This is a genomic window from Angelakisella massiliensis (assembly GCF_900104675.1).
In the GTDB taxonomy this organism is placed as follows: domain Bacteria; phylum Bacillota; class Clostridia; order Oscillospirales; family Ruminococcaceae; genus Angelakisella; species Angelakisella massiliensis.
In genome coordinates this window covers 1,252,840-1,279,599 of record NZ_LT629945.1, presented here as the reverse complement: position 1 = coordinate 1,279,599, position 26,760 = coordinate 1,252,840, and the positions used below count along the sequence as shown (strand labels likewise).

Genomic DNA, 26,760 nt, shown 5'->3' with positions numbered 1-26,760 from the left:
CGGTTTTTTCCATGCACAGGCGTTGGGTATATAGAGGCATGTATCAGGAAAATAATTACCCATTTAGAAAGAAGTAAAATAAGGAGAGGCGATCTCTGTAGATTGCCTCTCCTTATTCGTCATGGTGTATTCTTTTTGCTAAGTGGTAATGCACTCATACTCCGTAAGCTGACGCCCAGGGTGGAAAGATTGTGCAGCGTGGCGGAGGTGGCAGGCGGCAGGACACCGGCCACGCCGAGAGCGATCAGGGCGCCGTTGAAGCCGATAACAAAGCGATAGTTGGAGTGGATGCGCGCCATCAGCGCCATGGCGATCCGACGCAGCTCTACAAGCTCCCAGAGGCTGTCGGCGGCAATGGTGATGTCTGCAATCTCCCGGGCGATGGCGGCGCCGTCGCTGATGGCAATGCCCGCATCCGCCTCGGATAAGGCCGGTGAGTCATTGATGCCGTCGCCCACCATCAGGACAGTATGCCCCTCCCGACGGAGCCGTGCCACATACTCCGCCTTGTCCGCCGGAAGGACTCCGGCGCGGAAGTCATCCACTCCCACCTGGGCGGCAATGGCTGCGGCGGTGCGGTAGCTGTCTCCGGTGAGCATAACGGTACTGGTGACCCCCAGAGCACGGAGGGTGGACAGAACTTCCTTCGCCTCCTCCCGCAGCGGGTCGGAGATGCAAATCACGGCGGCCAGCTGCCCCCCTACTGCCAGATACAGGTGGGAATACTCCGGCGGCAGGGCGTCAAAGCGTTCCTGTTCGTCCTCTGGAATGACGCACCCCTCATCCTCAAAAATAAAGTGGGCACTGCCGATGAGGACTCGCTCCTCATCGACGGTGCTTGCGATGCCGTGAGCCACCAGATACTCCACCTTGGAGTGGTACTCCTCGTGGCGCAGGCCCCGGCGTTTGGCCTCCTCCACCACGGCGTTGGCCATGGAATGGGGGAAGTGCTCCTCCAGACAGGCGGCCAGCCGCAGCATTTCGGCTTCCTCTTTGCCGCCGAAGGACACCACCTGAGCCACCCGGGGGCAGGCGTGGGTCAGGGTGCCGGTCTTGTCGAAAACGATGGTGTCGGCGGCAGCCACCGCTTCCAGGAACTTGCCGCCCTTGACGGTGATATGGGCCCGTCCCGCCTCCCGCATGGCGGAGAGGACGGCCAGAGGCATAGCCAGTTTCAGTGCGCAGGAGAAGTCCACCATCAGCACCGACAAAGCCCGTGCCACATTCCGGGTGAGGACGAAGCTCAGCAGACTCCCTACAAAGGTATAGGGCACCAGCTTGTCCGCCAGATTGGCAGCCTTGCTCTCAGCCTCCGACTTCATCTGCTCCGACTGCTCGATCATGTGAACGATTTGGTCATAGCGGCTCTGACCGGAGGCCTGCTTCACCTCCAGCACACACTCGCCCTCCTCCACCACGGTGCCGGCATAGACTGCGCCTCCGGGGCGCTTGGGTACCGGGATGGATTCGCCGGTGAGGGACGCCTGATTGACGGTGACCTCCCCCTCCAGCACCAGCCCGTCCACGGGGACGATGCCGCCGGCGCGGACGACTACCGCATCCCCCGGCTGGATCTGGGACACAGGAACCAGCACTTCGCCCTGGGCTGTGCGCAGCCAGACCCGGTCCACATTCAGCGACATGCACCGGGCCAGATCCGCCACAGATTTCTTTCTTGTCCACTCCTCCAGCAGTTCGCCCACCTCCAGCAGGAACATGACCATTCCGGCGGTTCCAAAGTCCCTTCTGCAGGCGGAAATGGAAATAGACAGGGCATCCAGCAGTTCCACCTTGACGCGGCGGCGCAGCAGGCAGCGCAGTCCCCGCCGTACAAAGGGGATCATGTGCCAGAGTATGCGGGCAATCCGCAATGGAGGTGGGAGAAACAGGGTGCAGGCGGCCTTGCACACCACCTTTGCCACCAGCTTCTCCTCAAATTCCCGGTTCAGCGCCCGGCTGCTGTGGGCGGGAAGCGCGGTGGTCTGCTCCGCCTCCTGCCAAGAAAAATGCCGAATTTCGTTCAGCACGGTTTGGCGAGTCCCGTCGTAGTACAGGATGACGCAGCAGGTGCGCTCGTGGACGGTGACCTGCCGGCACCAGGACTTTCCCTGAATCCATGCCTCCAGCAGATCCGCTTGAGCGAGCGTCATCTGTTTTTGCCGCAGCCGGAACCGGATGCGCCCCCGGCTTTCGTGCAATATGGTTGCGTTCATAGGTTCCTCCTTCACGAAAAGAGGGAGCCGCTGGCGGCTCCCTCTGGGTCAATCAGGCTTCTTCGCTCTCCAGATTGGCAGCGGCGGCTTCCTCCGCTTCCTTTGCAGCCCGGTCCTCATTCAGCTCCTTGGCGGAGGCCAGAATGTCCGCGGCGTTTTCCTGCACCGTGGTCACAGTCCCCATGACCGAGTCCTTCATCCGCAGGCCGGCGGCCGTGACATGGACATAGGCTTTCTTGGCGTCCTTGCTGGACAGCAGCTTGATGCCAAAAGAACCAAACAACGCACCACCCGCAAAGCAGGCAAGTTTCGTATAAACGCTCATTGTGATCCTTCCTTTCCCTTATTTCCGTTTGTAGCCGGTGACCATGACCATAATCATGCAGATCACAGCGCCCCACGCCCAAAAACGATGCTGTTTCATCGCTGTCACTCCTTTGAATGCTTTGGAATGTCTGATTATTGTAGCAGAAAAGGTGGGTGTTTGTCGCTGTCAAAACGGACGCAGAGTTGCGGTTTCCGACATTTTTCTGTACTGGCCGGGGGTCATGCCATACTCCCGCTTGAACGCTGCGTTGAACTGGCTCATACCCTCATACCCCACAGCCTGCGCAATTTGCTGAATGGGCATCCGGGTGGTGCAGATCAGCTCCTGTGCCCGACGGAGGCGCTGTTGAACCAAAAAGCTGTGAATCGGCATGCCATAGGCGCGGCGGAAACCTTCTTTCAAGAAGGTCGGGGAAAGGGAAAACTGTTTGCAGAGGAACGCAATGGTGAGCTTATCAGACAGATGCGTCTGGATGTATACCTTGACTTCCAACAGACTGTGGGATACTGGGCAGCCTGAGCCGGAGAAAGATTCGTCCGATTCAGATACCTCGGTGCAGAGCAGATACAGCAGTTCCACCGACTTGAAAACAGAGTAGCGTTCCTGCTCCTGCTCGGACAGATAGCGAACCGTTTCAAAAAATGACTGCGTCCAAGGTGTGCCGCACAGGGCCATGCAGCCGTTCCTCGCCGTCATCTTCTCCTTGACGATCCTGGTGTCCAACCTCATCCCCAGGGTGGAGCAGACCGTCACAAGGCTTTCTTTTGCGGCTTTGGCGTCTACGGCGATCAAAATGCCGCCCAGATTTCCGCTATACTGACACGAGCGGAGAGCGGAGCTGTCGGAGAGGAGGAAGATGGCCGGAGCCTCCACCGTGTAGGAAGTACCTTGCAACGCTCGGACAGTAAGGCGGCCGGTCAGGCAGAACAGCACCTCAAACTGGAGCGGTGCGCCGCACACTGGGATAGGTCGCAGAGGTTCCTGCTCCGGCAAGGAAAAGCGGCAGATCTCCACCCCCGGCATACCGTGGCCCCAACGGCCCGTGCCGGAGCCCTGGCTCAATAAATATTCCTTCAGCATGATTTCTCACGACCTGTTTCTCTGAGTTCGAAATTGGTTTCGCCTATGCTGGCTGGGGATACAGAGAGAAGGCAGGAGACGAGATCCTCCTGCCTTCTGCGGTGTTTTTGTCAGGCCAGAGATGCGCCCAGCTCGCGGCAGGCTGCCAGAGCGTTATCGTCCGGAGCCTCGTTGCAGATCACGCTCTCACAGGCCAGATTGGCGCCGTCATCGTTGCAGCGGGACTCCCAGCTGCGCATCCATTCGCCGTCCCCCCAGCCGTAGGAGCCGAACAGAGCGATGTTCTTCCCGCTCAGCCTGCCCTCACAGGCGGTGAACATAGGCTCGAACTCGCTCTCCTCCAGCTGCTCCGACCCCATGGAGGGGCAGCCGAAAGCGATGGCGGAATACTCGCCGACCTGCTCCGGAGAGAACTCCGCGGCAGCAATCACAGACACCTCGGCGCCCTTGCCCTTGGCGCCTTCGGCCACCGCCATGGCCATGGCCTCGGTGTTTCCCGTGCCGCTCCAATACACAACTGCAACTTTACTCATAAGACTTTAGCGACCTTTCTTTCTGGATTTGTTATGGTAGAAACATCAACCAGCCACGGTGAGCTGCTCGATGGATTTCCCTTGCTGCCACTGCCGGGAGTAGATTTTGCTGCACATCTCGTATTTCTCAAAGATGTTTCTGGCGGCCTGCTCGTCGCCGTAGACCTTCCAGCAGCCCACGCACTTGTGATTACACGCGCGATTGCAGATGAAGCCCAGCACATCCTCCGGTGGATAGCTCAAAAACAGTCCGATCTCATGGGGGAATTCCCCCTCGCTCCGGAGCCGGTGGATCAGGTGAACCACGCAGCCATTGGGGTTTTCCGGCACATAGCCGTATTTGAGAAGCAAGGCTCTGGCCCGCTGGTCGGTCAGATCGCTCTCCAATGCATTGGGCCGGTAGGCATAGATCAAAGCGCGGCCTTTGCGAACCCGAAGCGGAAGGACGCGTATTCCTCTGGGAACCAGTTTCTTGTTCAGTCGACACAAGTCTTTCGTCAGATCCTTCCGGCTGGGGCAGGCACAGGAAAAGAGGTTTCCCGTCTTGATTCCCGCCAGGGTGGGAGAGCAGTGACGAATCAGCAGATCCTCTGACATAACACGCCTCCTTGTATGGTACGTCGCTTCCAAAGTAGGAAGTTAGCAAACGCTAACCTATATTCAAAAAATAATCGGGATTTCTCCCGGCAGTTAGCAATAGCTAACCCGTATTCTGATTTTAATATATCACATCGTGTTTGTCAATAGGAAAGTTCATGGATACATGAAATGATTAGCGGGGGCCATCCAAACGGAAGGCCCCCGCATCTTTTCTATTTCTCATGGGTACTGCAGCAGCAGTGATGCTGGTCTGCCTTTTTGGAACTGCAAGAGCATCCATCCGGGCAGCCGATACACTTCTTGCCGCTCTTCTTTGCCTTATAGACATAGAATGCGGCGGCTGCAATGATTACCACAAGAATGCCAATTACGATATAGTCGATCATTAGGCTCTCGCTCCATTCAGCGCATACTCCTGCTTCAGATCCTTATCCGCCTTCAGGCACAGCCACACCAGAATTGCGGCGAACACAATTACAGCGATGAGACCGGGGACAAAGCCGGCGCCAATGGAACCGGTGGTGATCAGGGTGCCAATCTGGTAGACCAGGAAGCCCACTGTGTAGCCGGTACCCAGCTGGAGGCCGATACCGCCCCACAGCCACTTCGCGCTCTTCATCTCGGAGTTCATGGCGCCGATGGCGGCAAAGCAGGGAGGTGTGTACAGGTTGAACATTAAGTAGGCCAAGGCCGCCACCTTGGTGATGGCGATGACGCCCGCTACCTCGGCGCCGGCGCCCTCCATCATCTCCAGGGCATCGGTGTCGATGAGGTTCTCCAGACCCACAAAGCAGACGGCCAGCGTGCCCACCACATTTTCCTTGGCAATGAAACCGGTGACGGCGGCGGCTGCCAGCTGCCAGCTGAGAACGCCCACGATGGGCACCAGCAGATAGGCAAAGGGATGAGCGATGGAGGCCAGAATGGAGCTGTCGGCGGTCTCCGCCACCTGGAAGCTCCAGTTGAAGGTCTGCATAATCTGCACGGCGGTGTTGCACAGCAGAATAATGGTGGCGGCCTTCACGATGTAGGCCCAGCCCCGGGCGCACATGGCCTTGAAGGCGAACCAGAGAGAGGGTACCTTATACTCCGGCAGCTCGATGATAAAGAAGGACTTCCGGTTCTTGTAGCCGGCGATCTTGTTGACCAGCAGGGCACCCAGGAAAATAAGCACGATGCCGGTGAAGTACATGAGGAAGCTTACCCAGCCGGCATCGTCAAAGAAAGCACCGGCAAACAGGGCGATGACGGGGATCTTGGCGCCACAGGGCATGAAGGGGGTCAGCATGGCGGTGGCCCGGCGCTCCCGCTCGTTGCGGATGGTGCGGCTGGCCATGACGCCGGGGATGGCACAGCCGGTGCCGATGACGAAGGGGATGACGGACTTACCGGACAGGCCAACCTTTTTGAAGATGGGGTCCAGCACTACGGACACGCGGGACATATAGCCGCAGTCCTCCAGCAGGGCGATGAGGAAATACATGATCATCACCAGGGGCAGGAAACCAACCACGGCGCCCACGCCGCCGATGATGCCGTCGGCCAGCAGCGCGGTCAGCAGAGGGTTGGCGTCAGCCAGCAGCACCTCGCCGACGTAGCCCTGGAAGGTCTCGATCCAGGCCACCAGCGTGTCCGCAATCAGCGGACCCACCCAGACCTGCGAGATCTGGAACACCAGGAACATGACCACGGCAAAGATGGGAATGCCCAGGAACTTGTTGGTCAGCACGGCGTCAATGGCGTCCCCCGTGCCCTTGTTCTTGGTGAGGACCTTCCGCTTCTCCACCTGGGAGACCAGGGAATTGACAAACGCGAAACGCTTACGGTCGGCTTCCTCCACAACCTTCTTGTCAGTCAGATCAATGTCGCCCTGGACATAAGGAGCTCTTTGGATTTTACCGCTTTGTGCAACAGCGGCATCCACTACGGCCTTCAGCCCTTCCGCGGCGGTGGAGACGGTTTCCACCACGGGACAGCCCAGTTTGGCGGAGAGAGACGCTACATCAATGACGGTCTGCTTTTTTGCATTGATATCGCTCTTGTTCAGGGCGACCACCACGGGGATGCCCAATTCCAGCAGCTGAGTCGTGAAGAACAAACTGCGGCTCAGGTTGGTGGCATCCACAATGTTGATGATAGCATCGGGGTGTTCGTGCTTTACATAGGAACTGGTGATGCTCTCCTCCGATGTGAACGGGGACATGGAGTAGGCGCCGGGCAAATCCACGGCGATCAAATCTTCCGTCCCACTGCAGTAGGCTTTCTTAATGTGGTGCTCCTTTTTTTCAACCGTCACGCCGGCCCAGTTGCCCACCTTCTCATTTCGCCCGGTGAGGGCGTTGTACATGGTGGTTTTGCCGGAGTTCGGGTTGCCAGTCAAGGCAATACGCATGACATTTCCTCCTTCTCTATGTGTGCGATGTACTTTATTCACAACTCAGCGGTTGCCCTACGCTAACCGTTTGGCAGAATAAACATGAATGAATACCTTAGATATGGGGCTCCGGGGCGCACTAAGTCTCCAGATCTTATATCTCAACGGCTGAGGCCAGCTGGTTATCAATATTGTAGCGGCCATCCTTGATGGAAACCACGCAGCCGCCCTTGAGGTGGGACACCACGGTCACCGGCTCTCCCACATAGCAACCTAAAGAAAAAAGGAACGCATTCAGCTCCTCATCATCCGTATTGATTTGCTTGATGATATATTCCTGTCCATCCAGAGCATCCAACAATGTCATATCCATCACCTTTTCAGAGTTGATTCAATCATTTGCTCATGGTCTGGTTAGCGATAGGAAACCAGACCGCGAAAAAATCAGGTTAGCAGCATCTAACCCTCTGCTATAATATACCATGCCCAATCAATTGTCAAGCGGGAACCTATATTCAGCAAAGAAATCTCCGTTTCCGATAAACAGGCTGGTTCATTTTTCCGGACTATGCTATAATAATCAAAATGCTTTATCCAATGGAGGTCTTATATGGCAATCCATGAATCTGGTCAGATGTATTTGGAGACCATTTATATTTTAAGGCAAACAAAATCCTTTGTGCGGGCTATTGATGTAGGAGAACAAATGGGCTATACCAAGCCCAGTGTCAGCCGTGCCTTGTCTATTCTGAAAAAAGACGGCTATGTGGAGGTGGACGGAGAGGGAGCAATCACCCTGACGCCAAAAGGTCTCGCCATTGCTGAGACCATGTATACCCGGCATACGGTACTGACAGAAATGCTCAAGGGTCTTGGCGTGGATGAAAAAACGGCCGCAGAGGATGCCTGCAGGATCGAGCATGTGATCAGCGAAAAATCCTTCGCCGCTATGCGGGCTCACCTGAATCAGGCAAAAACATCAGATGTGGAATCCTTAGAAGTGCAGAACTGATTCTCAGAAAGCCACACCGCTGACAGGCGTTCTGAACTCCCAGGTTACAGGCCGCCCCCTGCTGAGAGGACAAGGGGTTGCAGACGGGATACACACATTGACAACAGTATCGGTGTATGATAGAATCCAATTGGTTAGCGTTTGCTAACCAATTGGATTCTTTTGCTTATATTGAATTCAGACAACAGTCTTCCCATAAAAAGATGGTCTGGACTTGGCTCAAAACCATAGTGGTTGCCGGATAGACAAGGAGTGATGGAATTGGAAGTGCGTGCGTCAGCGGAAGATTATCTGGAAGCTATCCTACTCCTTCAGAGGAGAATGGGGGTGGTACGTTCTGTGGATGTAGCACAGCATCTGGAGGTATCGAAGCCAAGTGTATGCCACGCGGTTGCCTCTCTGCGTGCGAAAGGATTCCTGCGAATGGACCAGCGTCGTTTCCTGATTTTGACAGAAGCGGGCCGTTCTGTCGCCGAAATCACACTGGAAAAGCACCAATTCTTTTCTGCGATGCTGATGGAGGCCGGTGTTGACCCAAAAACCGCGGAAAAGGAAGCCTGTCGCATCGAACACGCAATCAGCACGGAATCCTTTGAGAGATTAAAGCGGCTCAAAAAAGAATATACCAACCATTCGACTGGGGGAACCTGTGCCGATTAAACTGTGGAAAGGGCTGCTTGTCCTCTGCGTTGAAATGACATTCGATACCGATCATGCTTTTATCAGGAGACCAACCATGGAACAGATTGATCAAAGGCGGCTTTTTAACTTTGCGTGGTGCCGTTGGAGTTACTGGAATAATAATAGCAGCAATGCAACATCCCGCAAGTGCGTGGGTAACACCACCGGGAAGGATGATAAGCAACATATAAAGCGGCGGATGCAACAACGCATCCACCGCTTATTTTTTGATAGGGGTAAGTTCACAACTAAGCAATCTTGTGCCATAAATCAAAACTTTTGCGATAGATCGCCCTTATGTGTCTGCTGGCTTTTCAAAACCTTTCGGGCAGCTTTTTTGATTTTATGGCACACGCTAAAAATAGCGATGCAAAACAGCAGAGCCACTAATCCATATCCAAACGACTGCATTGCCGTGTTCATATTCACGCCTCTTTTCTGACCGCTGCCGCCAACGAACTCAACCGAACAATCCTCTTTTTTTGTACGGCTCCTTCTGGATCGTGCCGACCTCATACCCTGTACTGCGAATAGCATTCATAAGAGCCTCCGTGTCCAGCTCTGTTTCAGAGAGGATTACAGTCTGGTTTTTGCTGCGGGAGGAGTTTACCTTTTTGACCGGGCAGGCTTTGCGTACGGTGTCATTGACATGAGCCTCGCACATCCCGCACATCATTCCGTTGACTTCCACTGTGTACTTCCACATGTTCTCTCACTCCTTCTTGACTTTTGGATCATCGAGCTGCGCGGACCGGACGGTAGCCTGCCGTGCCGCAGTCCGTTCATCCGGGATCTTCCTGGCTATCAGACAGCACAGCGGCGCCAACGAACTTCCGAGAAGCTGATGGCGAACGATGGAATATCTCCGCTCGGACAGGTATGCCATCAGCTCCCCGGCAGTCCAGACGTGGTACACCCGAAAGCCTGACAGCCCCATGAACCAGAGCCGGAGTCTGGCGCTTCGGCTTTTGCCCCAGACAAAGGTGGGGGCGAACAGCCATCCCCCCGGCTTCAGAACCCGCCAGGCTTCCGTCAGAGCTTTTTCCGGGTGAGGCATGACATGGAGGGCGTTGGAGATCACGACTGCGTCGAAGCTCTCCGGACCGTAGGGCAGCTTGGTGGCGTCCTGGACGGAGAAATGGAGCCGGGACGAATGCACCTGCTTTTTGGCCTGACGGATCATTTCAGCTGAAAAGTCGGTTGCCTCCCAGCTCCGAACGCATGGAGACAGCGGCACAGACAGCTGACCTGTTCCGCAGGCCAACTCCAGCACATCCATGTCCCGTTTCAGAAAAGGACGCATTGCTTTGCATATCTGTTGATAGGTTGCCTGAGAGCGGCGCATGAAACCAGAGTAGTGCCGTGAAAACCGCTCCCAAAACTGCTTATTGTCATCCATCAATATGGTCACCTCAACAATGGTTAGCATTTGCTAACTACATCATACTCTTTGTCGCACGAAATTGCAAGATGCCGCCATATTGGTTTTGCATGTTCTCTGGGATAAATTAAGGGAAGAAGCGAGAACGAAGAATGACCGGGATACATCTCCCGGCCATTCTTTCCGTTTCGTTCGGCTCACTGTGTTTACCGGCACCAACCGGTGGGATTGGAGCGGGCGGTGATGAAGCGGCGGTAAATGCCCTCCTCCGCCATGAGTTTGTCATGGTCGCCGGCCTGAACGATGCGCCCCTGGTCGATAACCAGGATCTCATCGGCGTGGCGAATGGTATTGAGCCGGTGGGCAATGACCAGCAGGGTCTTGCCCCGGCACAGCTGGGTGATGGCCTCCTGGATGTAGCTCTCGTTGTCGGCGTCCACGCTGGCAGTGGCCTCATCCAGAATGACGATGGGGGCATCCTTCAGGATGCAGCGGGCAATGGAGATCCGCTGCCGCTCTCCACCGGAGAGACTGGCTCCACCTTCGCCGATAACAGTGTCAAAGCCGTCGGGCAGTTCCATGATGAAGTCATAGCATCGGGCTTTCCTGGCTGCCTCATAGACCTCCTCCCGTGTGGCGTCTGTCCGTCCCATGGCGATATTGTTATAGACGGTATCCTGGAAGAGATAGACCCGCTGGAACACCATGGAGATCTGATCCATCAGATCAGAGAGAGGAATATCACGGATGTCCCTGCCCCGTACCAGAACCTGCCCCTGTTTCACATCCCAGAACCGGGAAAGCAGGTTGGCTACCGTACTCTTGCCGCCGCCGGAGGGACCCACCAGGGCCAGCATCCGGTTTTTCTCCAGCGTGAAGGAGACATCATGCAGCACCTCTTTCTCCCCGTATGCAAAGGTGACATTTCGGAACTCTACCTCTGGGGCACTGCCGGCTTTGGGTAAGGCCTCCCGGCCCCGGTCGGGCAGCTCCGGCTGGGCCAGTACCGCCTCGATCCGATCCATGCATGCGTTCATCACCGTCAGGCGTGTGGCTTGGCTGTAGAGTGCCTTAATGGGGCCGAAGAGGTCAAAGACGAAGAGCAGGACACCCAGCAGGAAGGTGATGGAGAGCTGCCCCCGGCCATAGAGCCAGAGAGACAGGGGAATTATCAGCACCGAGCCCAGACCGCACACCAGATAGAGGGCCCGCATCCAGGGAGCCTGGCTCTCCTCGAACTCGATGCTGACCTTGCGGCTCCGGGCGAAATTTTCGGTGAGTTGCTCGGAACGCTCTCCCAGCAGGTTGAAGGTCTTGGCAATACCAATGCCCTCCACATAGTCCAGCACTGCCCGTGTGAGAGCCTCGCTCTGCTCCTGTCGGACATCAGAGTGAGCCAGGGTGCTCCCCAGGGAAGCGCGGCCCAGCTGCCAAATGATCCCTACCACCACCAAGGCGGCCAGTCCCAGCCAGGGATTCAGGAAGGCCAGCCACAGCACAAGAATGGCTTGGGCAAAGGTATAGCTCATCATGTTGGCAATGTCGTGCATACAGTTCTCCTCAATGAACACCATGTCGGTGGACAGAACGGAACTGATTTTGCCGATGTTGCCCTCTGTGAAATAGCCCATGGGCAGGCGGCGCAGATGCCGTCCCAGCTCCATGCGCAGATCGGCGAATACCATATAGCCCGCCGCGGCCTGGAGCCGGTCGGCGATGTTCTGGCACAGGCACTCCAGCAGAACGCAGCCCACCGTGCCCACCGCCAGCCACAGGCACAGCCGTGCCGTCATGGTTCCCTGGAGAAAAGCGCTCAGGGCCAAGAAGGACAGACCGATGGGGGCCTTGGACAGCATGGCCTTCAGGAACGCAAAGACAAAGGCCAGCTTGATCCGCCCCTGATAGGGGCCGGATACGGACAGGATTCGTTTCATCAGCGCGATCATGCCTCGTCGCCTCCTTTCTCCGCAGAGACACGCCAGGCAGCGGCTCCCTCGGCAGCCCGCCACAGTTTTTCATAGGCGGGGCAAGTCTTTCGCAATGTATCGTGGCGGCCAATCCCTGCCACATTGCCCTGATCCAGCACCACAATCTGATCGGCGCCTACAATGGACTGAAGCCGGTGGGCGATGACGATGACCGTCTTGCCCCGGATCACCTCGGCAATGGCGGCGTTCATTTTTTCCTCATTCTCCGGGTCCACGCTGGCGGTGGCCTCGTCCAGCACCACGATGGGAGCGTCCTTCAAAATCGCCCGGGCCAGTGCGATCCGCTGTCGCTCCCCGCCGGAAAGCCCTTTGCCGCCGTCGCCGGCCATGGTATAGATCCCTTTTTCCAGCCGCTCCAGGAACTCTCCGCACTGGGCCCGTTCCGCCGCCGCCAGCACCTCCTCGTCGGTGGCGCCGGGTCTTCCCAGCCGGATGTTCTCCAACAGGCTGGTGTTGAACAGGAACTGCTCCTGAGCAACGAAGGAAATCTGCTCGTTCAGAGAGGCGAGGGACATCTCTCGCAGGTCTTGCCCTCCCAGTGTGATGTGTCCGTCCGTCACGTCGTAAAAGTGAACCAGCAGTTTGGCAAGGGTCGATTTCCCGCTGCCGGATTCTCCCACCAAAGCAGTGAGGCTCCCCTGTGGGACAGAGAAGGAGACGCCGTGGAGGACTTCGTCCTTTTCATAAGAAAACCGCACATTCTCAAAGCGGATCTGCAAATCGTTTCCGTTGAAATCCGTTTTTCCTTCTTTCAGGGGCGGAATGTTGAACAGCGCTTCCATCTGATCGATCTTGTAGCTCAGCTGGGGCAGCACCGACATAAAGTTCATGGCTCGGATCAGAGGCGGTCCCACGGAAAAAGACATGCACAATACCAGCGCGTAATCCGGCAAGGTAGAGGCGCCGGTGAGTACCAGATAGCCGCCGGCCGGCAGCAGCACCAGCGCCACGCAGGGCAAAATGCTGGTGTAGAGGGCCATCCACAGCCAGCAGGCCCGGAACCAATCCAGAGTAAAATCACGGTAGTTTTTTACATCGGTCTCAAAGCGGTGATAGGACTCTCCGTCCCGGTTGAAGACTTTCACGACTTCCATGCCGTTGATGTACTCCACGATGGTGTTGTTCATTTTCTGCCCGGCGGCGTAGTAGTCTCCCATCTTGCTCATGCCGGAGCGGTACATCATGCCCATGGCCAGCACGCCCAGCGGAAGGGAGCAGAGGGAAAGCAGACCCAGCTTCCAGTCCGTGAGGAACATGGCCGCAAATACCACCACCGGCACCGCCAGATTGGACAGCCCTTCCGGCAGGGCGTGGGCCAGCAGAAGTTCCATGCTCTCAATGTCGTCAATGAACATCTTCTTCCAGACTCCAACGCCCTTCTCCTGGATTGCGCCCAGGGGCTGCTTTTCCAGCTTGCTCTGGAGATGGAGCCGGAGGTTTTCCAAAGTATGATAGGCGGAGCGATGAGACAGAGCCAGCCCCTCCACATAGAGAAGGCCGTAGAGGACCATGCACAGAGCCATGGCCCCGGCGCTCGTCAGGGTTTCCTCCAATGTGAGACTGCCCCCAGTCAGCAGGGGTCTCAGCAGGCGGTAGAGGAAGAAATAAGGCAGCACGCTCATGGCCACGCCGGCCACCAGTACCAGAATGGAGGCATAAGTCGTCTTCCGGTGGCGTCCAGTGTAGCGCAGGACTTTTTGAAACACAGTATCACTCCTTTTTAGTTAGTTATTGCTAACTTGTTAGCGAGAAAAAAGCCTCCGCAGAGGCGTTTTTTCATCCCTTGGGGAATCCCAGGGCAGCGTACCAGTCAAAGAGACGGCAGACCAAAGTGCAGTGGCGTTGGATCTCCGGCCAGGCGAAGGCGTGGATAAAGGGCTCGTAAATGGTGGTCCAGAAGGCGGACAGGACTACATGGAGCTCCTCCTGCGTCATATCCACAGTACACAAGCCCCGGCGTCTGGCCTCGGCGTAGTAGGTCCAGGTGCCTTCCGTCATTTTCTCCACCCAGTCGTGCTGGAAGTTGGCGTAAGCGGTGCCCTCCGCTCCGGTGAGCAGCAGCACAAAGCCATCCCGCCGCTCATTGAGAAAGCGGAACCACCACAGCATGTATTCCTCATCCATATACCACGCCCGGATCAGGTCTTCGTCGGAGAGGGCGGATGCCGGCACCGCCGTCCGCTCCTCATAAACAGCATCCAAATCCGCCACCGTATCCGCCACCACAGCGCGAAACAGCTCCTCTTTTCCGGCGTAACGCTTATAAAGGGCGCCGGTTGTCACCCCAGCCCGCTGGCAGATGGATTTCAGGGAAGCCTGCTCAAAGCCCAGCGTCCGAAACTCCTCTCTGGCACTGTCCATGATCCGAGGGTCGATGGAAGTATCCGGTCTTGCCATAACACCCCTCCCGACAAATGATAATTTGATTACCGATAATCTGATTATCAATATAGCATCCCTTTCTGCCCCTGTCAAGGGGAAATCCTCTCTTGACAAACTCGCTTTTTGGTTGTATATTCAAAACATCGTTATGAAACACTGTTTTGATTGTGAGGCGATACCATGGCAAAGCAGATCGAAGGGGTCTATGAAAATGTACTCCACTGCGCCCGTCAGGAATTTTTGGAAAAAGGCTTTGCTCTGGCCTCCCTGCGGGACATCGCCAAGGCAGCGGGAACCAGCACCGGCTCCATTTATACCCGCTTTACCGACAAGGCGGGATTGTTCCGGGCCCTGGTGGAGCCTGCTGCCGGAGAGCTGAAGCGCCGTTTTTTGGAGATTCAGGAGTCTTTTCACCGGTTTGACGGCCAAACCCAGCAGGAGGAGATGGGGCGTTACACTGCCCATGCCCAGGAGGGACTGTTTGACTACATCTATGAGCACCTGCCGGAGTTTGAACTGCTGCTCCGCCGGGCCGCCGGGACGGAATATGCCCACTATATTGACGAGTTGGTGGAGATCGAAGTCAGTTACACCTACAAATACATGGAGGTCATCGGCTGTGAGAGCGTCCGCTCCGGTCAGGTCACCGAGGACTTGATCCATATCGTTACCACCGCCTACTTCAACGGAATGTTTGAGCCGGTGCGGCACCGCATGGATAAGGCCCGGGCGCTCCACTATATCCGCCAGCTCAACCGCTATCACATGGCAGGATTTGAAACGATTTTTCATCCTGAAAACTTCCGGTAGTGCAAAAGGCCGCTTTCCCGGCGGCCTTTTCATAGAACCAAAGGTTAGCAATAACTAACTAAAGGAGGCTTATTTATGCAGAAAACGCAAAGCCCGCTGCTGCGGCTGTGGCAGCTGGGCAGGGAACATCACGGCGGCCTGATCGCCGCCATCTTCTGCGCGGTGGCGGGTGTCCTGCTGGGGCTGCTGCCGTATCTCTCGGCGGGGCACATCCTGGTAGCGCTTCTGACCGGGCAGCAGGACTGGAACTTCTATCTTCTGTGGTGTATGGTGGCTCTGGGGGGCTATCTGGCCAAAACCCTGCTTTACAATCTGGCACTTTCCCTCTCCCACAAGGCCACCTTCCAAATCCTGCGGGACATCCGGAAGATGGTTCTGTCCAAAATGCCTCGCTTACCCTTGGGTGACATTCTGGATACCTCCAGCGGACGGCTCAAACAGATCGTGGTAGATCAGGTGGAGAGTATGGAGACGACGCTGGCTCACCTGCTGCCAGAGATGACCTCCAATCTGCTGGCGCCGGTATGCGTTCTCGTGTATCTGTTTACGCTGGACTGGCGTATGGCATTGCTGAGTCTGGTGTCCATTCCTGTGGGCATGGCTTTTATGATGGCCATTATGGGCAGCTATGGCAAGGACTATCAGGGTGCGGTGGAGACGACCCAGGCTATGAACGAGACCATTGTGGAGTACATCGGCGGCATTGAGGTCATCAAGGCCTTCAATCAGGGAAAGAACTCCTATGAGAAGTTCTCCTCCCGGGTACGGGCCAATGCTACCTACTACTACAACTGGATGAAGAAATGCCAGTTTGGAATGGCGCTGGCCTATGCCATCGCTCCCACCACCCTTATCACGGTGCTGCCTGTGGGCTGGAGCTTCTACACGGACGGCAGTTTGTCCGCAGAGGTATTTCTCACCACCATCATCCTGTCCATGAGTATTGTGGGACCTCTCATTGCCGCCATGGGCTTTGTGGATAATCTTGCCAAGGTAGGTACCATCGTGGGCTCGGTGGACGAGATCCTCCTGAAGCCGGAGCAGGATCACGGAACACAGCCGGCACAGCTGGGAAAACCGGATATCGCCTTGGATCATGTTTCCTTTGGATATGCTCAGGACAAGGAGATCCTCCACAACATCTCCCTCACCATTCCGGCCGGCAGCCTCACCGCTTTGGTTGGACCCTCCGGTTCGGGCAAGTCCACCATTGCCAAGCTCATCGCCGGTTTCTGGGATGTGACCGAGGGCCGCATTACCCTGGGCGGCGTGGAGGAAAGCCGTATCCCGCTGGAACAACTCTACGACCAGGTGGCCTTTGTTTCTCAGGACAATTACCTCTTTGACGATACCATCCGGGAAAATATCCGTATGGGCCGGGTAAATGCCACGGATCAGGAAGTGGAACAAGTCGCCAAAGCCGCCGGATGCGACGGCTTCATCCGCCAGTTGGATCATGGCTATGACACCCGGGTGGGCGGCGGAGGCGCCCATCTCTCTGGAGGAGAGCGGCAGCGTATCGCTATCGCCCGGGCCATGCTGAAAAACGCCCCTGTGGTGATTCTGGACGAGGCCACCGCCTACATTGATCCGGAGAATGAAGCGGTGGTCCAGCGGGCAGTGGCAAAACTGGTGGAGGGTAAGACGGTCATCGTCATTGCCCACCGCCTGTCCACCATCACCGGCGCGGATCAGATCGTGGTGGTGAAGGACGGAAGCATCGAGGCACAGGGCAGACATGAAGAACTGTTGCGCCATTGCCCGTTGTACGCCGATCTGTGGCAGGCTCACATGGGTGTAAAGGAGGGAGAAACGGTATGATCGAGACATTCAGAGGTATCTGGCGGTTTGCCGGTGAGGAACAGCGCAACATCCGGCGCTCGGTGATCGCTTGCTTTTTCAACGCGGTGTTCCATATGTTTGAGATCGCCGCCATTTACTACACCATCCTGGCTCTGCTGGATGGAAAAACCGGCCCTGCCACGGCGTGGCAGGCGCTGGGTCTGTTGGCAGTCAGTATTCTGGGCAGCGCCGTGACCAAGTATTTCTCCCAACTCCAGCAGACCCACGCCGGGTACTTCATGGCGGCCAATAAGCGCGTGGCCATCGGGCAGCGGATGAAATCCGTCCCCATGGGCTACTTCAACGACAACAGCCTGGGAGAGCTCACCGGGGTCTGCACCACTGTACTGGACAATGTGGAGACTGTGGCCCCCATGGTGTTGGTGACCATGCTGGGCGGGATGCTCAACGCTCTGGTCTTTACGGTGATGATCCTGATTTTTGACTGGCGGATCGGTCTTATTGTGGTGGCGGCCACCGTGGTTTATCTGTTCATCACCTCTGCCATGGAGCAAAAATCCGCCGCCCTCGCCCCGCACCGTCAGAAATCCGAGGCCAAGCTGGTTGAGGCGGTACTGGAGTATGTGCAGGGCATGAGCGTGGTGAAGTCCTTCAACCTCACCGGACGGGGTGACCGCACCTTGCAGGAAGCCCTGGAATACAATTGCCGCAGCAACCTGAACATCGAAAAGATGTTCACCCCTTATATTATGGCGCAGGGGATCGCGCTCCAGCTGGGAAGCGTGGCCATGATGCTTGCGGCGGTATGGTTCTATCTCTCCGGAACGATGATTCTGGCCAATGCTCTGATGGTGGTCATCATGTCCTTCCTGGTCTTTGCCCAGATCTCCTCGGCGGGCAGCGGCATGTCCTTGCTGCGTATCGTCAGCAGCTGCATGGCCCATGCCGATGAGACGGACGCCATGCCCCAGCTGGCAGAGACCGGTCGGGCCGGCACGCCCAGGGAGCACGGCATCACCTTCGACCATGTTTCGTTCTCTTATGACCAGCGGCCCATCCTGCGGGATGTATCCTTCACCATCCCGGACAGAACCACCACCGCCATCGTGGGCCCCAGCGGCTCCGGGAAAACCACACTGTGTAATCTCATCGCCCGGTTCTGGGATGTGGAGAGCGGCGCCGTCCTTGTGGGCGGTCAGAATGTGAAGGACTATACCCTGGAGGGCCTGATGGATCAGATCTCCATGGTATTCCAGAAGGTCTATCTCTTTGCCGACACGGTGGAAAACAACATCAAGTTTGGATGCCCCAATGCCACCCACGAGGAAGTGGTGGCTGCGGCGAAGAAGGCCTGCTGCCACGACTTCATTCTCACCCTGCCCCAAGGCTATGACACCGTCATCGGTGAGGGCGGTTCCAGTCTTTCCGGCGGCGAGAAGCAGCGCATCTCCATTGCCCGGGCTATCCTGAAGGATGCTCCCATCGTGATTCTGGATGAAGCTACCGCCAATGTAGACCCGGAGAATGAGGACCGGCTGCAAAAGGCCATCGAAGCCCTGACCCGGGACAAGACCATTCTGATGATCGCTCACCGGCTGAAGACGGTCCGTAACGCCGACCAGATCCTGGTGCTGGACGGCGGACAGATCGTTCAGCGAGGCACACACAGCCAGCTCATGGCCCAGGAGGGCTTGTATCAAGCGTTCGTATCCGGCCGTGAAGAGTCCGGTCAGTGGAAGCTCTAAGAGGAGGAGCGCCTAAACCATCATGAAAAGAGGAGTGCCGTCACCGGGTACATTCCGGTGGCGGCACTCCTGTTGTGTCCGGGAGATTGCGCTTGAGAGGGTAATTGATACTTCAAAGCGAAAATGACTTGACCGGTTAGCGATTACTAACTATAATCAAACATAGAGTACCGTTCCTTTTGAGGAGGGCCTATGGAGAAGTACAAAATCGAGAAGGACTCCGTGCAGGAGACGCTCATCATCCCGCTGTATGGCCGGCGGCTCTGCTCGCGGCGGTTTCCCGGACTGTATCAGAATACGACGGCGGCCATGCTGATGGAGAAGGTGGACTACGACTTCTCCCCTTTGGAGCGGCAGGCAAACGGCCTGATGCAGACCTTCGGTGCGCTGGAGGTAGCCATGCGCCAGAATGACCTTGCCTGGGAGGTGCAGGACTATCTGAATGCCCATCCCAGAGCCGCTGTCATCAATCTGGGCTGCGGTCTGGACAACACCGGGCGGGCCTGCGACAACGGCCGGTGCAGCATCTGGAACATCGATCTGCCGGATGTGATCGAGCTGCGGGATCGCCTGCTTCCCGCCGGGGAGCGGGAGAAAAACCTGGCCTTTGATCTGAAAGACCCGCGCTGGATGGATGCCGTCCGCACTGATCCTGAGGATGGAGCGGTGCTGTTTGCCGCCGGGGTCTTCTACTACTTCACGACGGAAGAGGTGAAAGCTCTGGCCGCAGGCGCCGCGAAACGCTTCCCAGGAGGGCGGCTGGTCTTTGACGCGGCCGGGCAAAGGGCTGTCCGGCTGATGCTGAAAACCTGGGTGAAGCAGGCGGGCATCCGGGATGTGGGCGCCTATTTCTCCGTCAAGGACGCCAAGGGGGAGCTGGAGCCCTGGTCGCCGCTTTTTTCTGTTTCCAGCCGGGGCTATATGCTGGGCTATCAATCCCTTCACGATCCGGCGGTCCGGCCCGTCCACCGGCTGCTGGCAAGGCTGGCTGACGGACCGATGCATCTGCAGATCGTCCGGATCGACTTTGCGGAATGATGATACCTAACCGATTTTTTCCACCCGGAATACGAGCAGATGATCGTGATAGGGGATGTGTATGAACTGGACGCGCACCGTTTTGGACGGGTTTGCTATGGCGGCCTACTTTAACCTGTTTGCCGGATTTGTGGCGCTGTATAAACCCCGGTTGATGTTCCCCTGTTATCCGCCCGCCATCATCAAGGCGGCGAAAGATCCGCCCACCGGGGTGGAAAACCGTTTTTACTGGCTATGGATCTGCTTTGGAGAGCTGCTGCCTCTCCTTCTTTATGGTGCGGTCAGTACTGTGGAGGGCGGGAAAACCGGATTCTGGGTTCTGGTTCTGAGGGCCTATATCCAGTGGATGATGGTCAATTTCTGTGACCTGTTCTTTCTGGATTTCTGGCTGATCCAGGGAAAAGTGAAAGCCAGGTTTGTCATCCCCGGTACGGAGGGGCATCCCGGCTATGGGTTCAAGGCATGGATGAAGAGCTACGCTCTGCCGGAGCACCTGCTCCAGTGGCCGCTCATCCTTTGCCCAATCCTGGCGGCGGCTCAGGCGGGGCTGGGCCTGCTGTTGCAAAAAATAGGATGAACAGGAGATGTTCCCAATGAAAGAAAAGCAAAAGCAGCAAAACATGATCCACCTTGGCACCCATGGTGAAGATTACGGGAACTGGATGTCAAACCCGGTCTTATATACAATCGGAGGGCTTCTCGTGGTGACGGGAGCGGTGGCTTCCCTGGCATCCACAGTGTTTCATGTCACGGTGCTGAGCGGATTGGCGTTAATCGCCGCGATTTCACTGCTGTTGTTGCTCTGCTGGTGCGGCTGGATCCGGCGGCAGTACGCGTTCGGCGGTGGAGGAATGATGGAGCGCGTCCACCACACCGTCCTTTCCTATCTGGATTTTGACGGACAGGGACAGCTTCTGGACGTGGGCTGCGGCTCCGGCGCACTGTCCATCCGGGCGGCGCTCATCTGGCCGGATGCCCAAGTCACAGGCATCGACTATTGGGGTGCAGCCTATGGCTACGGACAGATCATGTGCGAGAGAAATGCCGCCGGTGAAGGCGTAGCGGCCCGGTGCCAGTTTCAGCATGGGGACGCCAACCATCTGAATTTTCCGGATGAGAGCTTTGACGCCGTGGTAAGCAACTATGTGTATCACAACATCAACAGAGCGGACAAGCGGGCGCTTCTGATGGAAACGCTGCGGGTTCTGAAAAAGGGCGGCGTGTTTGCGCTGAACGATGAGATGAAGCCCCGGATGTATGGGGATGTGGAGGAATTTGCCCAGGAGCTGCGGGACATGGGCTATCAGGAGGTACGGCTGGTGGATACAGCCGAAGAAGTCTTTGGCTCCCGCCGGCGGGCAGCTATGATGATGCTGGGCTCATCCCGGTTACTTGTGGGCAGAAAGTAATTCGTCCAAATAGGAGGGTTGACCATGTCCAAGTTGGGCGTTGTAGAGGACACGCTGTTTGTCCCCATGCTGGGTAGGATCTATGCCAGCGAGTATTGCCCGCAGATCCTGTACGATCCAAAGGCGCTGGAACTGAAAAAGAGGTTGCCATCCGGCTTGCCGGAGCAGAACGGCCAGAGTCAGTATACCCTGCTGGCTTCCGCCGCTCGGTCTGCCAATATGGATCGGATCATCCGGACCTTTCTGGAGCACAGGTCGAACGGCGTGGTCGTTCAGCTCGGCTGCGGTCTGGAGACGACATATTCCCGCTGCGACAACGGAAGGTCGCGCTGGTATGCCGTGGATTTGCCCCATGTGGTGGAGTACCGGCGGGAGCTGTTGCCGGAGCCGGAGCGGGAGACCTATCTTGCCGGAGATGCCTTTGCTGAGGACTGGATCAGGCAGATCCGTGCCGATGTGCCGGATGCTCCTATTCTGGTCACCGCCGGAGGCCTGTTCCACTATTTTGAGGAAAGCAAGGTTGTGGGCCTCCTGCGGATGCTCACGGGGTTTGGAGAGATTGAAATCGTCTTTGACTCCGTGAGTAAAAGCGGTATGGCCATGATGCGAAAAAAGTACATGAAGCAAGTGGGCCACGGGGATGCGCAGATGTTCTTCTATGTGGATTCCGCATCGGTGCTGGCCGGAAAAATCGGCAGCGGGGTCAGGGTGCTGGCTGAGGAGCCTTATTACCGCTATATCCCCCGAACCGGATTGAAGCTGTCCACAAAGATCAGTATGTCGGTTTCGGACCGGTTTTGGATGGTCAAAATGGTCCATCTGGCAGCCGAATGATGCCTTCGTCAAAAGCCGGCCGGAGTTTTCCGGTCGGCTTTTGCACGGAGGTGGCCGTTTCCCCTTGACAAATCATCCCGTAGGCTCTATTATAACGGTGTTATATATCACTGTTATATGGAGGCGCAGATGGAAGAGAAGTCTACCGCGACCCTGGAAAAAATCCAGCGGGCCGCCATGGAGGAGTTTACGGAGAAAGGCTTTCAGGGTGCCTCCCTGCGGCAGATCGTGAAGCAGGCCGGTGTCACCACCGGCGCACTATATGGCTATTTCTCCAGCAAGGAGGCGCTCTTTGCCTCCATCGTGGAGCCTCACGCCGCTGCGCTGATGGGCCGGTTCATGGAGGCACAGACCGCCTTTGCCGAGATGCCCGAGCAGGAGCAGCCGGAACACATGGGACTGGAGTCCAGCCAGTGCGTCCATTGGATGGTGGACTACATCTGCGACCACCGGGAGCCCGTGAAGCTGCTGCTGTGCAAGGCCGAGGGCACCAGCTATGAGCATTTCGTCCACAATATGGTGGAGGTCGAAGTGGAATACACCCTCCAATACCTGGAGGTTCTGCACCGTCTGGGGCATGAGTCCCCCCAGTTGGATGCCCAGCTGTGCCACATCATCGCCAGCGGGATGTTCAATGGCATCTTTGAGATCGTCGTCCACGACATGCCCAAGGAGCAGGCCATGCACTATGTGGATCAGCTGCGGGATTTCTACACTGCCGGGTGGCTGAAGCTGATCGGGCAGTAACATACCGCCAATCTTTTTTGGAAGATCGGGGCTTCGCCCCTTTCTTTTTACGCAATTAGTTAGTTAATGCTAACCTTAAAAGGAGGAGTATTTGTGAAGCAAAAGAAGCAAAACGCGCTGTCTGTCCTGCTGGAATACGCAGGCAGCCATCGGCGGCTTACCCTTCTGGGGCTGGGACTGTCGGCGGTGTCCATGGTGTGCAGCATGATCCCGTACCTCTGCATTTGGCTGGCGGCACGAGATCTGATCGCTGTGGCGCCGGACTGGACTCAGGCCCGGAGTGTGACGGACTACGGTTGGATCGCCTTCGCTTTTGCGGTAGGCGGTATCCTCATCTACTTCCTTGGCCTGATGTGTACCCACTTGGCTGCGTTCCGCACGGCAGCCAACATCCGCAAGCAGGGCATGGCCCATGTGATGCAGGCACCGTTGGGTTATTTTGACGCCAATGCCTCCGGTCTGATTCGTAGCAAACTGGATGCGGCGGCCGCCGACACGGAAACGCTGCTGGCCCACAATCTGGCGGACATTGTAGGCACGATTACATTGTTTCTCGCCATGCTGGTGCTGATGTTCGTGTTTGACTGGCGCATGGGCGCGGCCTGCCTGCTGGCGGCGGTGATTTCCATACTCGCCATGTGCAGCATGATGGGCGGCAAGAATGCCGCACTGATGGCAGAATACCAGGCGGCTCAGGACCGCATGACCAAATCCGGCACGGAGTATGTGCGCGGCATTCCGGTGGTCAAGATCTTTCAGCAGACCGTGTACTCCTTCAAGGCCTTTCAGCAGGCCATCGAGGACTACAGCGCCAAGGCAGAACACTATGCTGAAGGACTGATGCATCACATAGTTACTTTCCTTCAAAATTCAAAATCGCATCTCCGTACTTGGCCAGAAGCAGAGCGCAGACAATCAGGTGGAACGCCTCATCTGTGACCAATTCGGGGGATGCGAGATCGGCAAGAGTGATATTGCGGCTGCCGGTGGAGATGGCTTTGGCCGCCTGATAAACACTGTACAGCTCCGGTTGGATGCCGGCGAGCTGGACAGATTGGAAGTCAAACCCACTGGCATCAAACTTCCAGATCATCCTGCGCCAGATGTCCCCATACGCCGTGAGAAGAAACAGTGCGGCCAGGTTACGGTTCGGCATTCGAAAACAGCGCTCACGCCAGTGCTGCCAGCGCTCACGATGACTATCGCTCAGGAAAAATTCAATGGAGCAGCCATTGAAACTCCTCTCTAACCGGGCCTGAAGCTGCGCTCCAGCTTCAGGGAAGAAGCAATCCCTGACAAACTCGTTGAGGTCAATCGCACCAGCCACGATCCGTTCATCCAGACAGACGCACTGCTCCAAAGGGCAGGGATGATTGCGTCTGAAGTTCATGCAGTATGGGCACTCCATGTCATCTCTGCTATATTGAAAACCGGGATAGTATCGGCCATGGCCTCTGGGCTTGAAATAGGGCGGGGTCATCATCTGCTGTTCCATCTGGCACAGCGGTGTATCCCGCATGAAGTAGCGTGTCATAAGGTCATGCCCATCCCTTTCTGCTTGATTTCGCAATCGTCTTCCCTGATTCCCTCATTCTCCTCCGTATCGCTTTTCTGGCCGGGCATAAGGCATTCGCCCGGATAAAGCTCCATTTCGTACAGCACGCTGTTATCACCGCTTCTACGGTCAAGAACCTTGATGGTCGTGCCCTCAAATAAATAGTTGGATGCCTTTTCGAAATCAGAGCGGAATCCCTTCCCGTAATTACAGGTCGAATACTGATGAGTCGGCTGATCCTTGACCACGGAATAGTAAGCGTTGGTCTGAACCTCAGTCACCACCCGTACAAGCCCGACCAGGGTAGGGTGCTTGCTATGGCTGGTTGCCACCAACTCTGTCCCGGGGCGGATACAGCGTTTCAACTCAGCCAGGTTTTTGATGCGCAGCGGCGCTTTTTGTTCGTTCTTTTGATCCAATCTTCAATCCTCCTGTCTGGTTTGAGGCAATAAAAAAGCGCCGGAGTCTTATTTCTAAAACTCCGGCGCCTGAATATTACATGATCGGTTCCTGGTTGTAGGGTTCCATGGGGTGTTGCTCCTGCTCTCTTATGCGCTCCAGAGCATCGGGAGCTGCAATGGCAATCTGCTCCTGAACGCCCCGTATGCACTTTTCCTGCTCGGCAGTCAAGTCATAACCAGCGTCTAAGGTGTCAGAGCAGCACCGGTAGATTTCGATAAGCTGCTCCTGATTGAAGATTTGCTGTTTGGAAATGAGGCCGGCGCGGATGGCGAAGTCCTGCTTGGCACCTGCATAGTTTTCCTGAAAGTAATTGCCCTGGTTGAGACCTGTGCGGTCGAAGCTCCAGTCCCATGTGACGAATTGGACGCCAAGCCGGGTGGGATGGGCAGCCAGCACGGCTCCGTTGAAGTCAGCCAGCAGGCGGTAGTCACCGGTCAGGCTCTGGGCTTGCAGGGGCGGAGCCTGTTCCAGCAGCGTCATGTACTCCCGCACGGTGCAGGCCAGATCGGTGGCTCGCTCACAGGCTCGTTCCCGTTCCGGCGTCGCTACATCCTCCTGCCAGTAGCGAACGCCTCCGTCCGCTGTGATCCGGCAGAGGGGGAGACCATCCCACTCCACAGGAAGCAATTCATCCTGTTCCGGCTGCGGAGTGAATCCCTCACGGTGGAGAGCGGTGCGAAGCTCCTGAAAAAACTGTTCTCGGTTCATTTACTACCTCCTGATATTTAGTGCCCTTTTTGAATTTGTCTGAAAGCAAAAAGGGCGCCAATCTGATGGCCCGTCGTGACCAACAAATTGACGCCTCAAATTTTGTGTATTCTATTGATAGAAAAATAGCGCCCTTTTTGAAAATTGATGCTTCAAAAAGGGCGCTACATGGTTTCTGGTTTTGCCAACCTCCGAGAAGAGGGGGTTCGAATCCCACCAGTTAGGGGGAAACAGCGGTTGGCATCTATGGAATCATCCGTGAATTTTTGAGCTGAAAAAGCCCGGAAACGGTTGATGCCACTGGCTTTTCGCCAGTGGCATCTATACCGTTTTGATTTTATGGTGGACCCGAAGGGATTCGAACCCTCGGTCTCTGCGATGCGAACGCAGCGCTTTCCCAGCTAAGCTACGGGCCCACATTTTATTGGAACACGTCTCATAACGTGCTTGTATATTGTATCATTGCAAACTTTTATTGTCAAGCCTTTTCCCTTTTGCTTCAGGCTTTTTTCCATGGGATTCATCACTGCCCTTTTTGCACTTTAGTCCGGGGTCTGCTGCTGTCCGCCTCATATTCTCTTTTCTCTTGCTCCCAGACTGCCTCTCCGGCAGGATTCATCTTGAAAAGTACCATACGATGTTGTAAGATAAAGAAAAAATCATGGAAAGGGGAAAACAGTATGCTCCAATATAAATATGATACTCAGCTGCTCATTGAGGGCGAAAATCTTGATGAGGACGCGATCAACGACTACTTTACAGAAAATTTTGCGGGAGATTGTCTGCTGGCAGTAGGTGATGAGGATCTGATCAAGATTCATTACCACACCAACGAACCCTGGAAGGTGTTGGAATACTGCGCTACCCTGGGAGAAATCTATGATATCGTTATTGAGGACATGGACCGTCAGGCACGGGGTCTGAAGGGCTGAGGCTCACTGTGAAAAATCGTCAGGCTTTTTCGCTGACGGAGAAAAGTCGGGCCTGCTTCACAAAGGTCTTTGCCCGTCTGGGCCCCCAGCTAAGCTGGGAGTACTGTTTCACTAAAGCATACCGACACTGAAACCAGCCGCTGTT

29 protein-coding genes and 1 tRNA gene are annotated in these 26,760 nt (G+C 56.2%); 13 read left to right on the top strand and 17 right to left on the bottom strand.

All coding sequences use genetic code 11. From position 1 onward, the window contains the following. Positions 1-119 precede the first annotated feature (119 nt). From BQ5383_RS11475 to BQ5383_RS11445, 8 genes are all read right to left on the bottom strand, one after another. Positions 120-2,213, bottom strand: coding sequence for a heavy metal translocating P-type ATPase (locus BQ5383_RS11475; RefSeq protein WP_071432112.1), 2,094 nt, complete (start codon positions 2,211-2,213; stop codon positions 120-122). A 52-nt stretch (positions 2,214-2,265) separates the two neighbouring features. After that, a complete protein-coding gene (locus BQ5383_RS11470) occupies positions 2,266-2,538 on the bottom strand; it encodes a DUF6110 family protein (protein ID WP_006575244.1) in 273 nt (90 codons plus the stop codon). A gap of 168 nt (positions 2,539-2,706) precedes the next feature. Beyond that, positions 2,707-3,621 carry a helix-turn-helix domain-containing protein gene (locus BQ5383_RS11465; protein ID WP_071432110.1) on the bottom strand — a complete coding sequence of 305 codons (915 nt, stop codon included), beginning with the start codon at positions 3,619-3,621 and terminating at the stop codon, positions 2,707-2,709. 110 nt (positions 3,622-3,731) lie between these two features. Then, entirely contained in the window at positions 3,732-4,154 is a 423-nt protein-coding gene (locus BQ5383_RS11460) for a flavodoxin (protein ID WP_071432108.1), read from the bottom strand. A gap of 45 nt (positions 4,155-4,199) precedes the next feature. Then, the gene (locus tag BQ5383_RS11455; protein ID WP_071432106.1) at positions 4,200-4,751 is read right to left on the bottom strand and encodes a DUF3793 family protein; all 552 of its coding nucleotides are present in this window, start codon (positions 4,749-4,751) and stop codon (positions 4,200-4,202) included. Between the two features lie 215 nt (positions 4,752-4,966). Further along, a complete protein-coding gene (locus BQ5383_RS20775) occupies positions 4,967-5,140 on the bottom strand; it encodes a FeoB-associated Cys-rich membrane protein (RefSeq protein WP_139193410.1) in 174 nt (57 codons plus the stop codon). After that, a complete protein-coding gene (feoB, locus tag BQ5383_RS11450; protein ID WP_071432104.1) occupies positions 5,140-7,146 on the bottom strand; it encodes a ferrous iron transporter B in 2,007 nt (668 codons plus the stop codon). Before feoB ends, BQ5383_RS20775 begins: the two co-directional genes overlap by 1 nt. A 136-nt stretch (positions 7,147-7,282) precedes the next feature. Beyond that, positions 7,283-7,495 carry a FeoA family protein gene (locus BQ5383_RS11445; RefSeq protein WP_071432102.1) on the bottom strand — a complete coding sequence of 71 codons (213 nt, stop codon included), beginning with the start codon at positions 7,493-7,495 and terminating at the stop codon, positions 7,283-7,285. 243 nt (positions 7,496-7,738) lie between these two features. Between BQ5383_RS11445 and BQ5383_RS11440 the strand changes: the two genes are divergently transcribed. From BQ5383_RS11440 to BQ5383_RS21140, 3 genes are all read left to right on the top strand, one after another. Next, complete coding sequence (locus BQ5383_RS11440; protein WP_071432099.1) at positions 7,739-8,140, top strand: metal-dependent transcriptional regulator; 402 nt, start codon at positions 7,739-7,741, stop codon at positions 8,138-8,140. A gap of 261 nt (positions 8,141-8,401) precedes the next feature. Further along, entirely contained in the window at positions 8,402-8,800 is a 399-nt protein-coding gene (locus BQ5383_RS11435) for a metal-dependent transcriptional regulator (protein WP_071432097.1), read from the top strand. Between the two features lie 76 nt (positions 8,801-8,876). Then, positions 8,877-9,263: a hypothetical protein gene (locus tag BQ5383_RS21140; protein WP_172724622.1), complete on the top strand. Its 387-nt coding sequence runs from the start codon at positions 8,877-8,879 to the stop codon at positions 9,261-9,263. Between the two features lie 18 nt (positions 9,264-9,281). On the opposite strand, the gene BQ5383_RS11425 is transcribed toward BQ5383_RS21140, so the two are convergent. The 5 genes from BQ5383_RS11425 to BQ5383_RS11405 all read right to left on the bottom strand — a co-directional run bounded on the left by BQ5383_RS11425 (position 9,282) and on the right by BQ5383_RS11405 (position 14,587). Further along, positions 9,282-9,527: a heavy-metal-associated domain-containing protein gene (locus BQ5383_RS11425; RefSeq protein ID WP_071432093.1), complete on the bottom strand. Its 246-nt coding sequence runs from the start codon at positions 9,525-9,527 to the stop codon at positions 9,282-9,284. 6 nt (positions 9,528-9,533) lie between these two features. Continuing rightward, a complete protein-coding gene (locus BQ5383_RS11420; protein WP_071432091.1) occupies positions 9,534-10,220 on the bottom strand; it encodes a class I SAM-dependent methyltransferase in 687 nt (228 codons plus the stop codon). Between the two features lie 188 nt (positions 10,221-10,408). After that, complete coding sequence (locus BQ5383_RS11415; protein ID WP_071432089.1) at positions 10,409-12,148, bottom strand: ABC transporter ATP-binding protein; 1,740 nt, start codon at positions 12,146-12,148, stop codon at positions 10,409-10,411. Next, positions 12,145-13,896: an ABC transporter ATP-binding protein gene (locus BQ5383_RS11410; RefSeq protein WP_071432087.1), complete on the bottom strand. Its 1,752-nt coding sequence runs from the start codon at positions 13,894-13,896 to the stop codon at positions 12,145-12,147. The genes BQ5383_RS11415 and BQ5383_RS11410 overlap by 4 nt, the downstream gene beginning before the upstream one ends. 70 nt (positions 13,897-13,966) lie before the next feature. Next, complete coding sequence (locus BQ5383_RS11405) at positions 13,967-14,587, bottom strand: TetR/AcrR family transcriptional regulator (RefSeq protein ID WP_071432086.1); 621 nt, start codon at positions 14,585-14,587, stop codon at positions 13,967-13,969. 165 nt (positions 14,588-14,752) lie between these two features. Between BQ5383_RS11405 and BQ5383_RS11400 the strand changes: the two genes are divergently transcribed. The 9 genes from BQ5383_RS11400 (at position 14,753) to BQ5383_RS11360 (ending at position 23,897) form a co-directional block, all read left to right on the top strand. Next, positions 14,753-15,382, top strand: a complete 630-nt coding sequence (locus BQ5383_RS11400) for a TetR/AcrR family transcriptional regulator (protein ID WP_071432084.1) — start codon at positions 14,753-14,755, stop codon at positions 15,380-15,382. Positions 15,383-15,457: 75 nt separating this feature from the next. Continuing rightward, positions 15,458-17,203, top strand: coding sequence for an ABC transporter ATP-binding protein (locus tag BQ5383_RS11395; RefSeq protein ID WP_071432082.1), 1,746 nt, complete (start codon positions 15,458-15,460; stop codon positions 17,201-17,203). Then, positions 17,200-18,930, top strand: coding sequence for an ABC transporter ATP-binding protein (locus BQ5383_RS11390; RefSeq protein ID WP_071432080.1), 1,731 nt, complete (start codon positions 17,200-17,202; stop codon positions 18,928-18,930). Before BQ5383_RS11395 ends, BQ5383_RS11390 begins: the two co-directional genes overlap by 4 nt. A gap of 192 nt (positions 18,931-19,122) precedes the next feature. Beyond that, positions 19,123-19,968 carry a class I SAM-dependent methyltransferase gene (locus tag BQ5383_RS11385; RefSeq protein ID WP_071432078.1) on the top strand — a complete coding sequence of 282 codons (846 nt, stop codon included), beginning with the start codon at positions 19,123-19,125 and terminating at the stop codon, positions 19,966-19,968. A 61-nt stretch (positions 19,969-20,029) separates the two neighbouring features. Next, a complete protein-coding gene (locus BQ5383_RS11380; protein ID WP_071432077.1) occupies positions 20,030-20,545 on the top strand; it encodes a hypothetical protein in 516 nt (171 codons plus the stop codon). 16 nt (positions 20,546-20,561) lie between these two features. Next, complete coding sequence (locus BQ5383_RS11375; protein ID WP_071432075.1) at positions 20,562-21,377, top strand: class I SAM-dependent methyltransferase; 816 nt, start codon at positions 20,562-20,564, stop codon at positions 21,375-21,377. Positions 21,378-21,401: 24 nt separating this feature from the next. Beyond that, positions 21,402-22,211, top strand: coding sequence for a class I SAM-dependent methyltransferase (locus BQ5383_RS11370; protein WP_071432073.1), 810 nt, complete (start codon positions 21,402-21,404; stop codon positions 22,209-22,211). Positions 22,212-22,340: 129 nt separating this feature from the next. Then, positions 22,341-22,958, top strand: a complete 618-nt coding sequence (locus BQ5383_RS11365) for a TetR/AcrR family transcriptional regulator (RefSeq protein ID WP_071432071.1) — start codon at positions 22,341-22,343, stop codon at positions 22,956-22,958. A 93-nt stretch (positions 22,959-23,051) separates the two neighbouring features. Beyond that, positions 23,052-23,897 (top strand): ABC transporter transmembrane domain-containing protein, encoded by an 846-nt coding sequence (locus BQ5383_RS11360; RefSeq protein WP_235821974.1) that lies wholly within the window; start codon positions 23,052-23,054, stop codon positions 23,895-23,897. On the opposite strand, the gene BQ5383_RS11355 is transcribed toward BQ5383_RS11360, so the two are convergent. The 4 genes from BQ5383_RS11355 to BQ5383_RS11340 form a co-directional block, all read right to left on the bottom strand. Further along, complete coding sequence (locus BQ5383_RS11355) at positions 23,812-24,492, bottom strand: hypothetical protein (RefSeq protein ID WP_071432069.1); 681 nt, start codon at positions 24,490-24,492, stop codon at positions 23,812-23,814. The genes BQ5383_RS11360 and BQ5383_RS11355 overlap by 86 nt on opposite strands. Continuing rightward, on the bottom strand, positions 24,489-24,932 hold the full coding sequence (locus tag BQ5383_RS11350; protein ID WP_071432067.1) for a hypothetical protein: 444 nt from the start codon (positions 24,930-24,932) through the stop codon (positions 24,489-24,491). The genes BQ5383_RS11355 and BQ5383_RS11350 overlap by 4 nt, the downstream gene beginning before the upstream one ends. A 76-nt stretch (positions 24,933-25,008) precedes the next feature. Beyond that, positions 25,009-25,683, bottom strand: a complete 675-nt coding sequence (locus tag BQ5383_RS11345) for a hypothetical protein (RefSeq protein WP_071432065.1) — start codon at positions 25,681-25,683, stop codon at positions 25,009-25,011. Positions 25,684-26,023: 340 nt separating this feature from the next. Next, a tRNA-Ala gene (locus BQ5383_RS11340) sits at positions 26,024-26,099 on the bottom strand. A gap of 264 nt (positions 26,100-26,363) precedes the next feature. Between BQ5383_RS11340 and BQ5383_RS11335 the strand changes: the two genes are divergently transcribed. After that, positions 26,364-26,615: a kinase to dihydroxyacetone kinase gene (locus BQ5383_RS11335; RefSeq protein ID WP_071432063.1), complete on the top strand. Its 252-nt coding sequence runs from the start codon at positions 26,364-26,366 to the stop codon at positions 26,613-26,615. Positions 26,616-26,760 lie beyond the last annotated feature (145 nt).

What these genes read in the sequence shown, in the direction of transcription:
- BQ5383_RS11420 (WP_071432091.1), bottom strand. Translation starts at nt 10,220, where the DNA reads ATGGATGACAATAAGCAGTTTTGGGAGCGGTTTTCACGGCACTACTCT.
- BQ5383_RS11380 (WP_071432077.1), top strand. Translation starts at nt 20,030, where the DNA reads ATGAACTGGACGCGCACCGTTTTGGACGGGTTTGCTATGGCGGCCTAC.
- feoB (WP_071432104.1), bottom strand. Translation starts at nt 7,146, where the DNA reads ATGCGTATTGCCTTGACTGGCAACCCGAACTCCGGCAAAACCACCATG.
- BQ5383_RS11355 (WP_071432069.1), bottom strand. Translation starts at nt 24,492, where the DNA reads ATGACACGCTACTTCATGCGGGATACACCGCTGTGCCAGATGGAACAG.
- BQ5383_RS11405 (WP_071432086.1), bottom strand. Translation starts at nt 14,587, where the DNA reads ATGGCAAGACCGGATACTTCCATCGACCCTCGGATCATGGACAGTGCC.
- BQ5383_RS11470 (WP_006575244.1), bottom strand. Translation starts at nt 2,538, where the DNA reads ATGAGCGTTTATACGAAACTTGCCTGCTTTGCGGGTGGTGCGTTGTTT.
- BQ5383_RS11460 (WP_071432108.1), bottom strand. Translation starts at nt 4,154, where the DNA reads ATGAGTAAAGTTGCAGTTGTGTATTGGAGCGGCACGGGAAACACCGAG.
- BQ5383_RS11440 (WP_071432099.1), top strand. Translation starts at nt 7,739, where the DNA reads ATGGCAATCCATGAATCTGGTCAGATGTATTTGGAGACCATTTATATT.
- BQ5383_RS11375 (WP_071432075.1), top strand. Translation starts at nt 20,562, where the DNA reads ATGAAAGAAAAGCAAAAGCAGCAAAACATGATCCACCTTGGCACCCAT.
- BQ5383_RS11335 (WP_071432063.1), top strand. Translation starts at nt 26,364, where the DNA reads ATGCTCCAATATAAATATGATACTCAGCTGCTCATTGAGGGCGAAAAT.
- BQ5383_RS11365 (WP_071432071.1), top strand. Translation starts at nt 22,341, where the DNA reads ATGGAAGAGAAGTCTACCGCGACCCTGGAAAAAATCCAGCGGGCCGCC.
- BQ5383_RS11345 (WP_071432065.1), bottom strand. Translation starts at nt 25,683, where the DNA reads ATGAACCGAGAACAGTTTTTTCAGGAGCTTCGCACCGCTCTCCACCGT.
- BQ5383_RS11390 (WP_071432080.1), top strand. Translation starts at nt 17,200, where the DNA reads ATGATCGAGACATTCAGAGGTATCTGGCGGTTTGCCGGTGAGGAACAG.
- BQ5383_RS11400 (WP_071432084.1), top strand. Translation starts at nt 14,753, where the DNA reads ATGGCAAAGCAGATCGAAGGGGTCTATGAAAATGTACTCCACTGCGCC.
- BQ5383_RS20775 (WP_139193410.1), bottom strand. Translation starts at nt 5,140, where the DNA reads ATGATCGACTATATCGTAATTGGCATTCTTGTGGTAATCATTGCAGCC.
- BQ5383_RS11415 (WP_071432089.1), bottom strand. Translation starts at nt 12,148, where the DNA reads ATGATCGCGCTGATGAAACGAATCCTGTCCGTATCCGGCCCCTATCAG.
- BQ5383_RS11475 (WP_071432112.1), bottom strand. Translation starts at nt 2,213, where the DNA reads ATGAACGCAACCATATTGCACGAAAGCCGGGGGCGCATCCGGTTCCGG.
- BQ5383_RS11445 (WP_071432102.1), bottom strand. Translation starts at nt 7,495, where the DNA reads ATGACATTGTTGGATGCTCTGGATGGACAGGAATATATCATCAAGCAA.
- BQ5383_RS11425 (WP_071432093.1), bottom strand. Translation starts at nt 9,527, where the DNA reads ATGTGGAAGTACACAGTGGAAGTCAACGGAATGATGTGCGGGATGTGC.
- BQ5383_RS11455 (WP_071432106.1), bottom strand. Translation starts at nt 4,751, where the DNA reads ATGTCAGAGGATCTGCTGATTCGTCACTGCTCTCCCACCCTGGCGGGA.
- BQ5383_RS11385 (WP_071432078.1), top strand. Translation starts at nt 19,123, where the DNA reads ATGGAGAAGTACAAAATCGAGAAGGACTCCGTGCAGGAGACGCTCATC.
- BQ5383_RS11370 (WP_071432073.1), top strand. Translation starts at nt 21,402, where the DNA reads ATGTCCAAGTTGGGCGTTGTAGAGGACACGCTGTTTGTCCCCATGCTG.
- BQ5383_RS21140 (WP_172724622.1), top strand. Translation starts at nt 8,877, where the DNA reads ATGGAACAGATTGATCAAAGGCGGCTTTTTAACTTTGCGTGGTGCCGT.
- BQ5383_RS11465 (WP_071432110.1), bottom strand. Translation starts at nt 3,621, where the DNA reads ATGCTGAAGGAATATTTATTGAGCCAGGGCTCCGGCACGGGCCGTTGG.
- BQ5383_RS11395 (WP_071432082.1), top strand. Translation starts at nt 15,458, where the DNA reads ATGCAGAAAACGCAAAGCCCGCTGCTGCGGCTGTGGCAGCTGGGCAGG.